At 52.8% G+C, this 15,944-nt stretch carries 12 protein-coding genes; 6 read left to right on the top strand and 6 right to left on the bottom strand.

Annotated elements, in window-relative coordinates; all coding sequences use genetic code 11:
• The first annotated feature begins 94 nt into the window (after positions 1 to 94).
• On the top strand, positions 95 to 313 hold the full coding sequence (locus tag ACYVIY_RS16880; RefSeq protein ID WP_460977551.1) for a hypothetical protein: 219 nt from the start codon (positions 95 to 97) through the stop codon (positions 311 to 313).
• An 81-nt stretch (positions 314 to 394) separates the two neighbouring features.
• Here ACYVIY_RS16880 and ACYVIY_RS16885 read toward each other — a convergent pair whose 3' ends face one another.
• Positions 395 to 2,920 (bottom strand): PspC domain-containing protein, encoded by a 2,526-nt coding sequence (locus ACYVIY_RS16885; protein WP_460977552.1) that lies wholly within the window; start codon positions 2,918 to 2,920, stop codon positions 395 to 397.
• A gap of 22 nt (positions 2,921 to 2,942) precedes the next feature.
• The gene (locus tag ACYVIY_RS16890) at positions 2,943 to 3,347 is read right to left on the bottom strand and encodes a PadR family transcriptional regulator (RefSeq protein WP_460977553.1); all 405 of its coding nucleotides are present in this window, start codon (positions 3,345 to 3,347) and stop codon (positions 2,943 to 2,945) included.
• A gap of 250 nt (positions 3,348 to 3,597) precedes the next feature.
• Here ACYVIY_RS16890 and ACYVIY_RS16895 point away from each other — a divergent pair, with 250 nt between their 5' ends.
• From ACYVIY_RS16895 to ACYVIY_RS16905, 3 genes are all read left to right on the top strand, one after another.
• The gene (locus ACYVIY_RS16895; RefSeq protein WP_460977554.1) at positions 3,598 to 4,464 is read left to right on the top strand and encodes a tetratricopeptide repeat protein; all 867 of its coding nucleotides are present in this window, start codon (positions 3,598 to 3,600) and stop codon (positions 4,462 to 4,464) included.
• Between the two features lie 106 nt (positions 4,465 to 4,570).
• A complete protein-coding gene (porU2, locus tag ACYVIY_RS16900) occupies positions 4,571 to 8,563 on the top strand; it encodes a putative type IX secretion system sortase PorU2 (protein WP_460977555.1) in 3,993 nt (1,330 codons plus the stop codon).
• Entirely contained in the window at positions 8,563 to 9,648 is a 1,086-nt protein-coding gene (locus tag ACYVIY_RS16905) for an acyltransferase family protein (protein ID WP_460977556.1), read from the top strand. Before porU2 ends, ACYVIY_RS16905 begins: the two co-directional genes overlap by 1 nt.
• Positions 9,649 to 9,692: 44 nt before the next feature.
• Here the strand turns inward: ACYVIY_RS16905 and ACYVIY_RS16910 are convergent, their stop codons facing one another.
• Positions 9,693 to 10,022 carry a hypothetical protein gene (locus ACYVIY_RS16910; RefSeq protein ID WP_460977557.1) on the bottom strand — a complete coding sequence of 110 codons (330 nt, stop codon included), beginning with the start codon at positions 10,020 to 10,022 and terminating at the stop codon, positions 9,693 to 9,695.
• Positions 10,023 to 10,047: 25 nt separating this feature from the next.
• Positions 10,048 to 10,566, bottom strand: coding sequence for a hypothetical protein (locus tag ACYVIY_RS16915; protein ID WP_460977558.1), 519 nt, complete (start codon positions 10,564 to 10,566; stop codon positions 10,048 to 10,050).
• Between the two features lie 376 nt (positions 10,567 to 10,942).
• Between ACYVIY_RS16915 and ACYVIY_RS16920 the strand changes: the two genes are divergently transcribed.
• Positions 10,943 to 11,434, top strand: a complete 492-nt coding sequence (locus ACYVIY_RS16920) for a DUF3592 domain-containing protein (protein ID WP_460977559.1) — start codon at positions 10,943 to 10,945, stop codon at positions 11,432 to 11,434.
• A gap of 90 nt (positions 11,435 to 11,524) precedes the next feature.
• Positions 11,525 to 11,824 (top strand): hypothetical protein, encoded by a 300-nt coding sequence (locus ACYVIY_RS16925; RefSeq protein ID WP_460977560.1) that lies wholly within the window; start codon positions 11,525 to 11,527, stop codon positions 11,822 to 11,824.
• A 90-nt stretch (positions 11,825 to 11,914) separates the two neighbouring features.
• On the opposite strand, the gene ACYVIY_RS16930 is transcribed toward ACYVIY_RS16925, so the two are convergent.
• Together ACYVIY_RS16930 and ACYVIY_RS16935 are read right to left on the bottom strand one after the other, a co-directional pair.
• The gene (locus ACYVIY_RS16930; protein ID WP_460977561.1) at positions 11,915 to 14,962 is read right to left on the bottom strand and encodes a ligand-binding sensor domain-containing protein; all 3,048 of its coding nucleotides are present in this window, start codon (positions 14,960 to 14,962) and stop codon (positions 11,915 to 11,917) included.
• A complete protein-coding gene (locus tag ACYVIY_RS16935; RefSeq protein WP_460977562.1) occupies positions 14,947 to 15,723 on the bottom strand; it encodes a LytR/AlgR family response regulator transcription factor in 777 nt (258 codons plus the stop codon). The genes ACYVIY_RS16930 and ACYVIY_RS16935 overlap by 16 nt, the downstream gene beginning before the upstream one ends.
• Positions 15,724 to 15,944 lie beyond the last annotated feature (221 nt).

The raw sequence follows: 15,944 nt of genomic DNA on the forward strand, positions 1-15,944 counted from the left end.
TCAATCCAGGGACGGATTAAGACAGTGCGTGATCAGTACGATTGAGGTTGTTTCGGCGACAAGCTTATTTAGCGGCTAGACAACCTCATAGAGTATGAAACGCGTTTCTATTTTCATTGGCTTGCTGGCTCTAACGGCCTGTCAACAGACCCAGAATAACTCTTCCTGCTACGTTTGTGACGTTTACTCGACAAACCCATCTCGGGCGGGCCGAACCACAACCGAGTTTTGTAATAAAGCCGAAATGGATCGATACGTCAAAGACAAGCAAGCCAATCCGGAAACTACGCTGGTTAGCTGTCGTAACAAATAAGTCATGCCCTAGACCTTTAAAGCCAGTGGGCTCCGGGGTTTACCTCGGAGCCCACTGGCTTTACATCAAATACGTATTGTTTTACTGGCGCGTTACTTTGCTGGCACCTGACGTTTCGGAATCGAGCGATCCAACCTGGCCTAAGTTGGCGTGACTGGCTCCGCTGGCATCAACCGACGCCCGATCGACCCGCATATCCGTTGCTTCAAGCTTGCTGGCTCCGCTCAGGTTAACGTCGAGTTTCTGGGCATGGCCACGTAACAGGGCATTTGAGGCTCCCGACAAATCGAGCGCCAGATCGTTTACCTCCCCATCGAGGACGGCCCGGCACGCTCCACTCAGTTCCACATCGAGTTTGTTGAAGTTCCCAAACCCGGCCAGACTGGCCTTGGAGGCACCCGATAGCTTCAGTTCATCGATAGACGGCACGGTAATGGTCAGCCCCACGCGGTTGCGGTTACCCCAGTCGAACAAGCCTTTCCGGTCGACCGATACGTCCAGCGTATTCCCTTTCACTTTCACGTCGATATCATCAAGGTCTTCCTCGCGGCCGTCGGCCACCACCTTATACGTAGTGCCTTTCCGGAAACGCACTACGAAGGCGCCACCAACGTCGACTTTCGAGAACTCGCTGACGTTGAACTGCCGGGTATGATCGCCAATGTCATCAAAATCGTCGCCCAGCTCGCTGGCTACCGCATTTTGCACGTCGTCGGTCAGGTCCGTTACGTCGTTGTCTTCGCTGTTACCATCGCGATCTTTCTCGCGGGGGTAATTGATGCAGACCAGCCCATCGGCTCTGGTAAACTTCCAGATACTGGCTTCCATCCGGTCTAACTCCCGTTCGCCGAACACATTACGAACATAAAGCGCAAAGTCTTTGGTCATCCGGAACGGCTTTTCGTAGGGAACCATCAGATCCATATCCAGATCCTGCGCCCGGAAGCGGGCTGTCGGCAGTAACTCAACCCGATTGTTGAAGCGAATGGTTGAGTCTTTCGTAGCGTAGGTGTATTTAAGCTGACGGGCGTTGGCCTGCGCTTCGGCACGGCTGCTACCCTGCGCCCGGAAGTGCTGAACCAGGTTAAGGGTCGAACCCTCGTAGCCTTTTAGCTCAATGGAAGGCCGAATGTCCCAGTCATCATATTCATCTTCAACATCGTTGATGGCAAAGGTGGCAACAGCCGCCGGTACGTTCAGGACCTTTGTTTCTTCAACCGTACCCCGACGCTGAAAACTATTGATCAACGGAGCGGTCGTTCCCAGAAAAATAACTAGGCTTACGAGCCAAACCCCGGCCAGCGTTAAGGCCGTACGGCTGCTTAGCACGTTACGGGTGGTGATGAGCATCACGCCCAAGATAGCCAGACCAAAAGCGGGGAGAATACCAACGGCACCCGCCGACAGAATCATGGGCAGAGAGATGTCGTCACGGATCATCCTAATGGGTAAGTTCCCTAAATGAGCCCCGGATTCAAAGCCAAGAAAAGCGACCAGAACCGCTAAACAGGCAATCATAAACGCAAAGCCCATGACCAGTAACATAATCCCCGCCAACACCCGGATCAGGGAAACAACTCCGGTTAAGAAGGGCCCCAGGGCGCTGCCCAGCCCGCCGATGATCGTGGCAATGGCTCGAAAAGGAAACAGCAGGATACGCGTCAGCGTGCTTTCGTTATTGGGCGATTCGTTGATGTTCAGGTTCTGCTTGATGCTCGATTCAATGTTCGACAACGTAATGGGCCGACCTTGCATCTCCATCTTTTCGGTGAGCGTATTGGCCTGTGGCGCAATCATCCACAATACGATATACAGCAAGAAGCCTACGCCGAAGAACACGATGCCCAGCACGAACAACAGGCGGATGATGCCCGTATCAACGCCAAAGTAGGCGGCAATACCCGAGGCTACGCCCCCAAGCACTTTATCTTCGGGATTCCGGAAGAACTTCTTAACCGTTTTGTCCTCTTCAATGTAATTAACGCCCGGCAGAGCAATCCACATGGCAATGTAAAGCAACAATGTAATGCCGGATACACCCGCGCCAAATTCATGACCCACAGGCGGCATGGCGAAAAACAGGAACACAAAGATCAGCCGTACCCACACTACGTCCATATTGAAGTAATGCGCCAGCCCGGCTGCTACCCCACCCAGCGTCTTCCGTTGCAGGTCGCGAACGAGCCGACGCGGATAAGCCGCAGCCGTCTGTGATTGCGCCGATGGATCGGCCGCCTGACCTGGATTCGTCGGATTGGTAAAGCTTTTACCGCCTGTTGCCTGCCCTTCGCCGAAGGCGGAGTTACGACCCCCACCAGCGACAAGCACTTCTTCTTCCTCAACGGCTTCAAAGTCGTCGACAGTCCCCATAGCGGCTACCAATTCGTTCACGTCTTCCAGGGAAACCGCTTGTTTTTCGGCCACTTTCAACTTATTAAGCAGCTTTTCGGCAATGCGATTTTCGATGTCGGTAATGATCTCCTGACTGTCTTCGTAGGTCGAAAAGTACTGCTGAACCGACGTCAGGTAATTTCGGAGCTTGTCGTAGCCATCCTCTTCGATGTGGAAGATGACTCCACTAATATTGATGCTTATGGTCTTTTTCATGGCGATCGGAAAAGAGAATAGGTTAAGCGTTGGCTGAAGGGTTCGTGAAATCAGTGGTAGGCGCAGCGGTTGTGCCATTGGTCGGCTTTTTGTGCTGATTCACCCGAGTGACGATGGAATTTACGGATTCGGACAATTCCTGCCAAGTTTCGTTGAGGGCATCCAGCGAGTTGCGGCCAAGCTCCGTCAGAATATAGTATTTACGTGGGGGACCGGACGTTGACTCGACCCACTTGTAGTCAAGCAGGCCGGCATTTTTGAGACGGGTAAGCAGAGGATAAAGCGTGCCTTCCACAACCATAATCCGGGCGGAGGTTAGCTCGTCTAGCATATCGGAGGCATAGACCTCGCCCCGCGATATGATATGCAGGATGCAGAATTCCAGAATGCCCTTCCGCATCTGCACCTGAGCGTTTTCGATATTCATTGGTGTACGGGGTTTCGTTAATTTCTTGTTTCAAAGGTACAATAAGGTACTATGCGATGCAAGGTACTTGGTCGAAATACATATAAATAATGTATCAACGGATAAAAAGCGAGGATGAATGGTAATCGCTACCCGAAAAAGATGGAGTTGTATTTTACCCGCCAGAATCGTTTTCGGGTAACGCCTGCCGTTGTTACGTCGCGTTGAACTACTTTTGTCCTGGATTTTAAGAAAGCTTGCGTCAACGTGTATGCTGGAATTAACGGCATTATCGGCCTTTATCGGTTATCTAATTTATCTGCGCTATTACGCGGATCAGCGAACGAATGCCGAAAAAGAAGCTGATCGCTTACGGGAAGGAATTACGCTGTACGAAACTGAGGACTACGTTAAAGCGCTTACCTATTTCTCCAATGAAATTGAGGCACAGCCCAAGTCGGCCGTAGCTTATCTGTACCGGGCCCGCTGCTACCGCGCCTTAGGCGACGAACCGGCTGCGCTGGCCGATCTGGAACGAGGAAAAAGTTATGACGACTCGGTAGCCGAGTTGCATCTAGACACCGGAAAAATTCATTTCGATCAACACAATTTTTCGGCTGCGTTTCAGGACTTCGACAAAGCTATTTTCTTCGCCCACGGCGATACGGCCGAGCCTTACCAATGGCGCGGTCTGACGCGGGAGCAGCTCGGTCGACCCGCCGAAGCGCAGCAGGACTTTGCGAAAGCCGAACAGATTACGGAGTTGAAAGCTCAGCAACGTTTAGTAAAGCCCGAAGTACCAAAGCAGTTCTTTGACCGCCGGTTAGTCCTTAACGCTGGGCTCACGCTGCTCACTAGTGCGATTTTGCTATTGATTATCAAAAAGAGTGATGTCATTCACTGGCCTTATCTCTGGGCGGCCAGTTCCGCCATGGGGATCGGCTTTGCGGAGCCGCGCAAAGGCTGGTCGCTGGCTATACTCCAGGCGTTATCGATACTTATCGGCTATTACGTTCTGGTCGGGCCGAGCCCGCTGAACACCCACCGCGAAGTCGAAATCTTTAGTTTGTTTGGCTCCATCGGGCTGACCTTTGCGGGGAGCCTGATAGGCAGTGTTTTAAAACGAGCGCAACGCTAACCGGGCGTACCAGCCTGACCCGATGCAAACTAAGTAACCTCGTGTTTACAAATTATGCGAAAGGATAGGAGCAATTGCGTATTTTTAGCGCGTATTGCCCTACCGTATGCTTCGTGCTTTTCTTGTTCTATTCTTGTTGACTGTCTGTGTCCGCAGTCTTTTGGCGCAGCCTTTATCGGCTGGCAACGACTGGATTAACTACAACCAGACGTATTTTAAACTCCCCGTTGCCGAAGCGGGCCTCTATCGCATCACGGCAACCGAATTGGAACGAGCCGGTTTTCCAATCAGAACCGTTGATCCAACAACGGTGCAGCTATTTCACCGGGGCATTGAGCAGGCTATTTTCGTGGCAGGCGAAGCGGATCGTCGGTTTGATGCCGGCGATTTTCTGGAGTTTTACGGCCGGGGTAATGACGGTGCTCAGGACTCTTTGCTGTACCGCCCAACTGGGGCGCAACCGCATCCGTATTATAATCTATTCTGCGACACTACGGCCTTTTTCCTGACCTGGCGACTCGATGGTACACCCGGTAAACGCATGGCAACCTATAGCGACACGAGCTACGCCAGCTTAACCCCTGAGCCATATTATTGGGCAGAAGACATGCGGTTGTTTACCGACAACTACCCCGGCTATCCCGCTGGTATTCCGCCCAAGATTGAGTTCAGTCACTACGAAGCCGGGGAAGGCTACACCGGCCCCGTTCAGCAGAAAGACAAACCCTACGTCCATACGTTTGCTTTACGTCAGGCGTATACAAACGGCGCAACGCCTGAACTCACCATCTTACTGGCGGGACGCGACAACACAAACCACCGGGTCGAATGTTGGGTTGGGCCAAGTCCCGGTCAGCAGCGGCTGGCCGATTCAACTTTTTTTTCGACGTACGACAACGCCCGCCTTCAGCTACGTATTCGCTGGAGCGATGTTGGCCCCGACGGTCAGCTAACGGTATCTCTGGTTTCGCGGGGCCACAACGCAACGGTTGACCGGTACTCCGTATCGTTTATGCGACTACGCTATCCTCAGCACCTCAGCCTTGATGGCAATAAACCGCAAACGTTCCAACTGGCTCCTACTGCAAGCGGACGGTCACGACTGGACCTAACCTCCGCTCCCACCGACACCCGTTTCTGGGATATTACGGACCCTACAAATCCTATTCGGCTTAGCGCTTTAGTATCACCAACGGGATTGACACAGATAATTGTTCGTGAAACAAGTATCCCTCGCCTAATTTTTAGCGCCAGTCAACCTAAATCTGTCCTTGGCATTCGCCCGGTTACCTTTCCGGATTGGCGGGACCGTAAACCCACGTATCTGATTGTCACCCACGAAGCCCTGTTAGGAGCCAATGCCATTCGTGATTATGCCGCCTACCGGGCATCCCCCGCGGGTGGCGCCCACGATACGTTGACGGTTACCATGCAGCAGCTAATCGATCAGTACAGCTTCGGCGAACGCCACCCATTGGCCATCCGACGCTTTGCGGACCAGATGCTGCGGCAGGGCTCCCCTCAGTATCTCTTGCTCATCGGTCGCAGTCGCAGTACGCCCGGCATTCGACGTAATCCGGAGCAGGCTACGCTTGATATGGTGATGACGGCCGGGTTTCCCGGCTCCGACATAGCGTTTACCGCGGGTCTGGCTGGTCAGCCGGAGAACGTACCGGCCATTCCTACGGGCCGTATCAACGCCAGTACTCCGCAGGAGGTCATCCATTACCTTAATAAAGTGAAAGAGTACGAAGCACAGCCTAACGCACTCTGGCGCAAGAGCGTGCTGCACCTGAGCGGGGGCGCTACGTCTGACCAGACTGTTATGTTCCGAAGCCTGGTAGATGGGTACAAACACCAGGCCCTCGCTCCTTCGCTGGGCGCGCAGGTTACAACCCTGTCGAAACAGACCGATAATTCGGTCGAGCCGATCAATGTCGTCCAGCCGATTAACGAAGGCGTGGGACTGATGACGTTCTTCGGTCATTCCGGACTTGACGTAACCGACCTGGACATTGGTTTTTGTACGAACGATGCCCTTGGCTACCAGAATAAGGGCAAGTATCCGGTGCTGCTAATCAACGGCTGTGCGATCGGCAACTTCTTTTTTGGTCGACCAACGCTGACAACCGACTGGGTATTAGCCCCGAATCGGGGAGCCATTGCCGCCCTCGCGCATAGCCACCTGGGTTACGTTGACCACCTGAACCAGTACAGCAGAACGTTTTACCAGCTTCTGGCCGACAGTGCCCAGCTAAGCCGGTCGATTGGCCAGCTCCAGCAGGAAACGATACGTCGCGTTCTGGCGCAGACGCCCGATGGCTGGAATCTGGCGAACTGCCAGCAGATGGTGTTGCAGGGCGACCCGGCCGTCCGGCCGTTTCCGTTCGAAACCCCGGATTATACCATTCTATCGAACTCGCTTGTTGTGAGCGGATCAGACGGACAGCCGTTACGTGCCCAAAGCGATTCGGTGCAGATTCGGTTTGTGGTGCAGAATAGCGGACAATACCGAAACGAGCCGCTACCCGTTCGAATTCGTCGGTTTGCCAATACCCAGAAAGTTGGCGTGTTCGATCTTATCCTTCCAAATGCCGTTGCCTACCGCGATACGCTGACCGTGACCCTACCTAACCAGCACAACACCGAAGGACTCAACCGGTTTGAACTGACCCTCAACGCAAACGCGCTCATTCCAGAACAGCAACGGGACAATAACCATGCCTTGGTCGACGTATTGGTAGCCGGTCAGAAACCTATATTACTCTACCCCGCACCGGGCAGCGGAATCAGTACAACTTCACTTCGGCTCAGTGCGGAGTTTACCCAACCGGGACGGTATGCGTTTGACCTTGAACTCGACACCACTGACCGCTTTTCCAGCCCGTTCCGGATTCATCAACGTATTACGGCGGAAAACCTGATCAGTTATCCAGCTCATTTACTACCCAATCCCAATATCACGTACTACTGGCGGGTTCGTTTGGCCGATTCAACAGGAGTGCTCTCACCCGCTGACGAGTCGAAAGCCTGGTCAGCCAGTACGTTTACCTACGCGCCAGCAGGTGCAACAGGCGGCTTACCCGAAGGTCACGTTCTGACAAGTGGTACGTTACCCCATGCTATTAAGCAGGGCGATACGGTCGCCATTCCTGTCCGTTTTACGAATCTTAGCGCTTACCCGTTTGCCGATTCGGTCACGGTCAGGCAAACGATTTACGCAGCGTCCTTACCAGCGCCCCAAACGAAGGAGTGGCGTCTCCGCGCACCCGCTCCCTACGATACGTTAGCGTTCGTTACCCACATTGCTACCCAGGCGCTACCCGGCCTCAATCGAATCGTGCTAACGGTGAATCCTGGCTTACAACCCGAATATTCGTTTCACAACAATACAGGCAATTTCTCTTTGGCCGTACAACCCGATCAGGTGGGGCCGCTGCTCGAATTGGCTATTGATGGAGAACGTATCGACGATGGGGCCACGGTATCCGCCCAACCGGTGCTGGACATTCTTCTCGCTGACGATAACCGCTCCCTCATCCGGCAGGACACGGTTGGATTGAACCTGTTTCTGCAACGGCCCGGTCTGAGTCAGCCGTTCGAGCGACTGAACTGGCGTCCGGCCAAGATTCAGCCTTCCGGATCAGACAAAGCTTTTCGAATTCGGTATCCCTTACCTCCCCTTTCGGAAGGCTTATACCAGGTGTTGATGACAGCGCGCGACGCTGTCGGTAATTCGGCCATCCCGTATCAGGTGCGCTTTCGGGTTATCCAGGAACCAAGTCTGACTAATCTAACCGCGTATCCCAATCCTTTTTCTGACCAGACATTCGTTACGATTCAGCTTACCGGCGCTCAGGCCCCAGCTACATTGGCATTGACCATTACGAACCTGGCCGGTCAGGTAGTGAGACAACTGCACAAATCGGGGCGTATTGGGCTGAACGTGTGGAACTGGGACGGCTGCGCTGAATCCGGAGCGCCACTGCCGTCGGGTGTGTATCTGTATCGGCTCACCGTTGGCAAGGAAGACCAGAACTGGCCGGGAGATGTGGCCGAACGTAACCAACGGAGTGGTCGACTTCTTCTGATGCGGTGATGATCGCGGAACCATCAACTCCTCTGCTGACAACCAACCGTTACCTACCTGCACTGACGGGCTTACGGGCGGTAGCGGCTTTCCTGGTTTTCCTGCATCATTACAACCCGGCCCCAGCCGCTACGTTCGCGAATCGGCTGATTGGGCAGGGGTACGTTGGCGTGTCTGTATTTTTTGTGCTCAGCGGTTTCCTGATGTACTACCAGTACGCAGGTCTGGATGCTGACCGGGCCAGATGGTCATGGCGAACGTACGCGCAAAACCGTCTCGCTCGCATTTATCCCCTGTACGCAGTGCTGCTCGTGCTCACACTGGTTATCAACGCCTTGTGTGGGCAATCCATAAGCGGGTTCGCGTTCGTGCTGAATCTAACACTGTTAAAAGGCTTCTTTGCCGACTTTCTGTTCAGTGGCCTTGCCCAGAGCTGGAGCTTAACCGTTGAGGTGTGTTTTTATGCCGCAGCCCCTGCTTTGTGGATGGCGCTACGTCGCTGGCGGGCCTGGCTACCGGTTGCAGTTCTCACCGCTGCCGGACTGGTACTTTGGGCTACTCTTGGGCAGCTACAATACTATGGCCTGTTTGAGAGTCTCTCTTTCGTATCGTTTTATCTGTTTTTCGGCCGCTCTTTCGAGTTTATAGCAGGCATGTGGCTGGCCCAACGCTGGCAGAGCCACGCACTCCAAGGGATTCGGTATGCTACGGGAATGGGGATAGGCATCATAAGCGGTTGTATACTCTGGCAGGCGAACATCGGTACGCTGACGACTAACCCGACGGGGCTTTTCTGGAGTGAGCTAATCGTTTATACATATCTTCTACCCGTGGGCATTTCCCTATTTCTGCTTGGCCTCCTACAAGAGAAATCGTCAATCCGTTACGTACTGACGACGCCCTTCATGCAGGCGCTGGGCCGCAGTTCGTACGCCTTTTACCTCATCCATCTGGGCGTGATTCCTAAACTGCTGCAAAAGCTGGGCCTTACCAGCAATTGGCTGCTCTTTGGTTGCCTGCTCCTGATTGCCCATTTACTTTACGTAACGCTTGAAAAGCCGCTTCACCAACGACTTCGCCGGAGAATTGACTAGCCCTATTCTCCATTACCGAATCGATCGCTTTACAATGCGTTTTATTACAGATTCAGAACCCAATTGCTCACTTGCGCCAGCGAACCCGAGAACGAGTCGCCTGAGGTTTGGGCGGTCCCCCAGTCGTCGGAAGTTTCCAGCCGTACTGTACAGGCTATGTGACCAGGGTATTTACGCAGATTCATCTGGACGGTTGTCTCATCGAGCCATTGCACCTCGGAAGCGGACCAAGGAGCGCCGTCAAGCGCAAACAGGCAGGCCCCGTCGTCAACCCGCATCAGATAGGGCTGGTCGATCCAGTGGCTCATGCGCACTTCGTAACTGCTCAAAACCACCTTATAGGTTCGATCGGGTGAGAATAGTTCGTCTAGCATCGGAATGAATCGGTGGGATAACAGTTCAACGCGGCAAGAGCATCCCGTCAGGCGTAAACTGATAGTGAATCGTCGTTCGCTTATACTGACCGGCATCATCATACGTACCCGTTTGAACGAGTAGCCGCTGTTCGGCGGACAACCATTTACTTTCGGTTTCGGTCATACCTTCGGCATTGGTGTAATAAGCGATGCGTTTATCGAGTTGCCGCCCACTGGCGCGGTCGATGGTCACCAGCCAGCCGATGCTTTCTTCGGCGTAGAGTCGCCCGACAAGCAGAGCGTATGCGGTTTCCGTAGTTGCCAACGTATCAGCTTTGTAAGTAAAAACTGCAGAACCGGCAATTCCGGCAGCATCTTCCAGGGTTATGGGCAGTTGAGCCGCTTTGATTGGGTGGCCCGCCCGGAGCTGGTCTTCGGTAATTGCCAGCGTATCGATCCGTTGAGACAAGTGCGGAGCCGTTTCGGATGGGTGGTTCGCGGACTGGCATGTGGCCATCAGTAGACCCACTGTTAAAAGAATTGACAAAGAGGACAGGTTCATTGTGTTGTTTACTGTACGCAGGGTTCGTGTGTTGTCACTCGCTTCAACCGATTTGTTCAATCAGACTCAGTCCGTGATACGGCAAAGGTGTTTGCTCTATCTCCCTCCCGCCAAAGATTTCACCACGAATCGCCGACCGTTCCTGATAAGTGGCTGTTACAGGCCGCTGAACCGTTACTTCTCAGGCTTCTCTCCGTCTGTATAGGCTCATCCTGTTTTCGGTGCCAGTACCAGGCCGATTTGTCGCCGTTCGTTTCCCGCAACCGACGATTCAGCGACGAATACCCACGATTCAATTTATAAATTTTGGCACCTGGCTAACCGAAGTCATTTTTTTGTACCCATCAAACCCAACGCATCAAACTTGTTCTCTCCAATGGACCCTTTCGCAACCAAACTTGGCTTGATTTTCAGCGTTATTAGCATCGGTATGTTGCTGGGCGGCTACATCAGTTACCGGAACACCCGGCGGTGGCTGGCTAATACCGCCGAAGTTACCGGCAAAGTCGTTAGCTTCGCCAGCAAGCGCTCCATCGATACGTTCGACCGGGATCGCAACCGTCCGCGGACGATATACTATCCCACCGTTCGCTACCAGACTACGGACGGCCAAACGGTTACGTTTACGTCTTCGGTTGGCTCCTCCTCACCAGCGTATCAAAAAGGGCAGGACGTAACAATCCGTTACAATCTGGACAATCGGCAGGATGCTGAAATCATTGAGTTCGTGGCGCTCTGGCTCGTTCCGCTGGTGCTCACGTCTATCGGTGCCCTTGCTCTGATTGCTTTTTTTGGCTTAACGTTCGTAGATAGTGCGGCTTACACCTATGCTAATGGATCGTGGCAGAAGCTGCCCACCCATTACTAGCTGCCGTACGCTGCGCAACTGGATACGACTTTTGCGTCGTTCATTAGGTTTCGTCGCGAACCTGGTTTGCGGTTAACTTCCTCTTCACTCATGACTCTTATCCATAGCTTATGGGCTATTAATGGCTTGGCTTTTTTGGCCGCCTTCTGTTTTTTCCTGAATGGGTTACGTAGTGTAACCAGTAGCGCCTATTTCTGCACCTGGTTTCTGATCCTGAGCGGGCTCGCCCTGGGTTCGGCTGGTAGTTACCTGTGCTTTGCTTACCAGTATCAGGCGTTAGCCCTTTCTCTGGCTTCCGTTCCGGCGACGGCGGTGCTAATCGTGACTACTTGTTTTTTGTTGCTGGTATCAGTGATGCTACAGGATAAGGACAAAGTCAGCTGGCGCTAATCACGCGGGGTTACCTCGGTTGGACAATTGATACTTTGTATGGTTAGGATTTAGTTTGCTAGTGCCTATTGCTGACGCTAGGCACTTTAGTTAGAGCAAGGGGACTTTTACAATAAACTCGGTGTCGGTTTCGACAATTTCAATATCGTGCTGACTCAGGTACTGGTACAAGGACCGAAGGCTGGCCAGTCCCTGCTTATTCGACGATTCGACGAAGCTCTTGCGCTGCAACGTATTGGCTACGCACAACTGCTTAGCATCCGTAAAAATGCGGATAACAAGCGGGCTCTCGTCGGTAATGACGTTATGTTTAATGGCGTTTTCGAGCAGATTCTGAATCGTTACGGGCACAATACGGCAGTCCAGGTCGGTCTCGGCCACATCAATGATAAACTGAATCCCCTCGTTGAAGCGGGCGGTTTGCAGGTCGATGTAATGCTGCACAAAATTCAGTTCTTCCGTCAGGCTGACCAATTCTTTGTCCTTATTCTGAAGGATATAGCGGTAAATGACCGATAACTTCCGCAGAAACTGCGAGGCCTGACGGGGATTGGTGATGATGAGGCTATTTAGCGATGTCAGGCTGTTGAACAGGAAGTGCGGATTCAAATGGTTAATCAGGTTCTGGTACTGAATTTCCGTTTTATCGCGCTCCAGCCGCGAAGCCTGCACCTGTAGATTATGCAGTTTCGCCGTCTGATCGGCCCGGTACCGAATAAAACCCAGGAACAATCCCAGCCCAATCATAATGACCAGTGTCCAGAATCCATCCGTTCGGTAAAAAGGTGTATCGATGTGTATAGCCACGGTACTCACCAGCGTTTCAAGGCCGTTTGCCGCCACCGCCTTGACCGAAAAAGTGTAGTCGCCACCCGGAAGCCGACCGTATGCAGCGACTGTCTGCGCACCCACGTCGATCCACGCATCGTCATACCCTTCGAGTTTATAGGCGTACCGGTACGGCCGCTGGTTCAAAGGCGACAAAACCGAATACTGAATCGTAAACGCGTTGTCAGTGCTTTTCAACCGCACCGACGGTGACGTGCCCTGCAACAGTTGTGTCGTATCGGGCAACGTAAGGCTGTTGATTAGCACGCGCTCGCGATTTTCTTTCGGAATTAGCTTTTCGGGTTTAAATTCGATCATGTATCCTTTCAGAGCCGCCAGAATATGACCATTACGTAGCGGAGCAAGGATGTTAATGTATTCCAGATTCGCTTCGCTGAACGGAAGAGAGAAATTGAAGAACCGGTTTTTAGCGGGCGTAAACACCGAAAATTTATTGTAAGCGCCCACCCAGACATTTCCGAACCGATCGGGTAAAGCCGCCCAGCAATGATCATAGCCTAGCCCTTCGCTCTCTGTCCAGTTGCGATAGCGTTTCCAAACGGGGTCATACCGTATTAATCCATAGCCGTTGGTTGCCAGCCAGAAATACCCGTTCCGGTCCTGCGTAAACGACGCGATTTCACGTTCGGAATCAGCATGCTCAGGCTGACCTTCCAGTAAAAACGCTTTCTGCTTCGTTGAAAAACGGGCAAATCCTTCCGGATACAGTTCGAGCCATACATTATCCTGCCGATCGACAAGTGCATAGCGCACCGCAAACCGTGGATCGTCGGACGTGGAGCGGATGGAATACGAAGTCCATAGCCCCGTATCGAGGTCGTAGCAAAGCACCTGTTTGCCTTTTCCCGATACCCAAAGCCGGTTCTGCTGCCGTAAAAAGCTGCGCCAATTCGGGTTCGTGCCGGGCGGCAGCGGAATATTGGTAAACGTTTTAGTCTGCTTATTGAAGCGGAACAGGGCGTTCTGAGTACCTACGTACAAATCGTCTTTGTATTCAACCAGTCCCACCACCGGCAGACCGTAGGGGTACTTAGCCGTTGCATCGGGCAGCTTATAAACGGTCAGCTGATTCGTTCGGGAGACGTAATGCAGTAACCCGCGAATCGACGTACCGAGCCACCACGACCGATCCGAATCTTCCAGAATCTGCACAATACCGCGTTCGTCATTCAGCGGAGGAAACAAAGCCCCCAGATCATATACATCGTAAAACGCCTGCTCGGGGTTGGTACACGATATGCCGTTGACGGTGCCGAGCCAGATGGAGCCGTCGTGCTGTTGCCAGCCCGCCCAGAAGAAATCGGCGGCAATCGACGTAGCCTGCGCCCCATCGTGCCGGAGCTGCGTCATCCGACCGGTGCTGGTTTCGATATGAAATACGATGTAGTTCCATGAGCTGGTCCACAAATTATGCTGCCGGTCTACGAAGATGGTGGCGATGTCAAACACATCCCGTTTCGATTGGGTCACCGGCCTGTATTGACGAACGATCTGCCGCGTACGGAGGTCATACGTAATAATCTGCTGGTCGGTATTGTCGGCAAAAATCAATCGTTCACCGTCTAGGGCCAGGGCAGAAGTGTAATGATCCTGAAGAATGGGCAACTGCTGCGGGTTGTTCCGGTGGTTCTGAAAGGTCAGGTGATCCACATCGATGTACTGCAACCCACTCCGATCGGCCATCCACAGCCCGTTTCGGATGGGGTCCTGAACCAGCCCGTTTTTGGAGATTCGGCTGGCAACGGTCAGGGGCATGTTTTGCCGGGTCTGCGACACACAGGTAATGATTCCGGTTTTGGTCTGGTACCGGTACAAGCCCATCAGGTAGCTGGTGAACCACACATCGCCGTTCCGGTCGGCGAGCACATTGTTGCAGAACCCCAGCGGTCGCTTATCAACCTGGACGATATTCCGGAATTGCCCCGTTGCTTTTACGTAACAGCAGATTCCGTTTTCGACGGCCATCCAGATATTGCCCTCGCCATCTTCGCATAAGTCGTGTACGGTATTATGCAGCAGCGAGTTGGGATTATTCCGTTGGTGCTTGAAGGTGATAAAGTGTCCACCATCGTAGCGGTTCAGCCCGTCGAACGTACCGACCCAAAGAAAGCCATCGCGATCCTGAAGAAAACAGTTAATCAGGTTAAACGACAGCCCATCATTCTCCTGAATATGCCGGAATTCGAACTGAGCGGATCGCTGCTGAGCCATCCCCCGGCCGAACCCGCTCAGAAACGCCAGCAGAATCAGCATCCGCCCGAGTGATTGCCCACTCATTTTTCCAGCCATTTCTTGAACGAAGGGGCCTTATCCCGGCTGATTTCGACGGTAAATTGGTGGTTCGGTGCTTTTAAACTCAGGTGAAGTTTTAAATTAGCTAACCCTTTGAGACTCTGTACTGCCTGTAAACTCACCAGACAATGCCGGGTAGCCCGGTAGAATTGAGTAGGGTCGAGCAGGGCTTCGATTTCGTCCAGCGAATCGTAGTCGATAATGTACCGCTCACCGGTCAACGTAACCATGAAAATAAGCTGATCGCGAACAATATACGCAATGTCAGTTGCCTTAACCGGTACCAGACTATTACGTAACGTGCCTAGGAAATACTCTTTGTATGTAGGCTTAACCGCCGATGGCGAGTGGCTGATCACCTCCATCAGCTTGCGCACGTCAATGGCGACCTTCCCCTGGGTTTGGGTTAGCGTACGGGCCTTTTCAATGGCGCGTTTGAGTTCATCCCAGTCGACGGGTTTAAGCAGATAATCAATGCCGTTGGTTTTAAAAGCCCGAATCGCGTACTCGTTGTACGCAGTAGTAAAAATAACAGGGCAGGACAGCTGGTATTTCTCAAAAATATCGAAGCTAACGCCGTCCGACAGTTGAATATCGGCGAAAATAACGTCTGGCTCGGCGTTATCGGCAAACCAACGCAGGGCGGTTTTTACGCTCCCCACGGTGCCAATAATCTTTACGCTGGAATCAACTTCAGCGATGCTGGCAATCAGTTCCTGAGCTACCAGTTTTTCGTCTTCAATAATGAGTGCATTCATGGTACGAAGCGTCAACGGGGTAAAGCTTCCGATTTTAAGGGGTTCAGGCAAAAAAGTCATTGTCAACGGCTCGAAGTAGGCCGCCAACGACGCAGAACCGGTCACGAATCGCAGAATATTCGAATTGAAGCCACGCAACCGGTACGTGTCCCCCGACGATTGACAGTCCGAATTTGACGATTCACCGCAAAATTTTAGTAAATGCGGGCCAGAATAAAGTG

It is taken from the genome of Spirosoma knui, assembly GCF_054780635.1.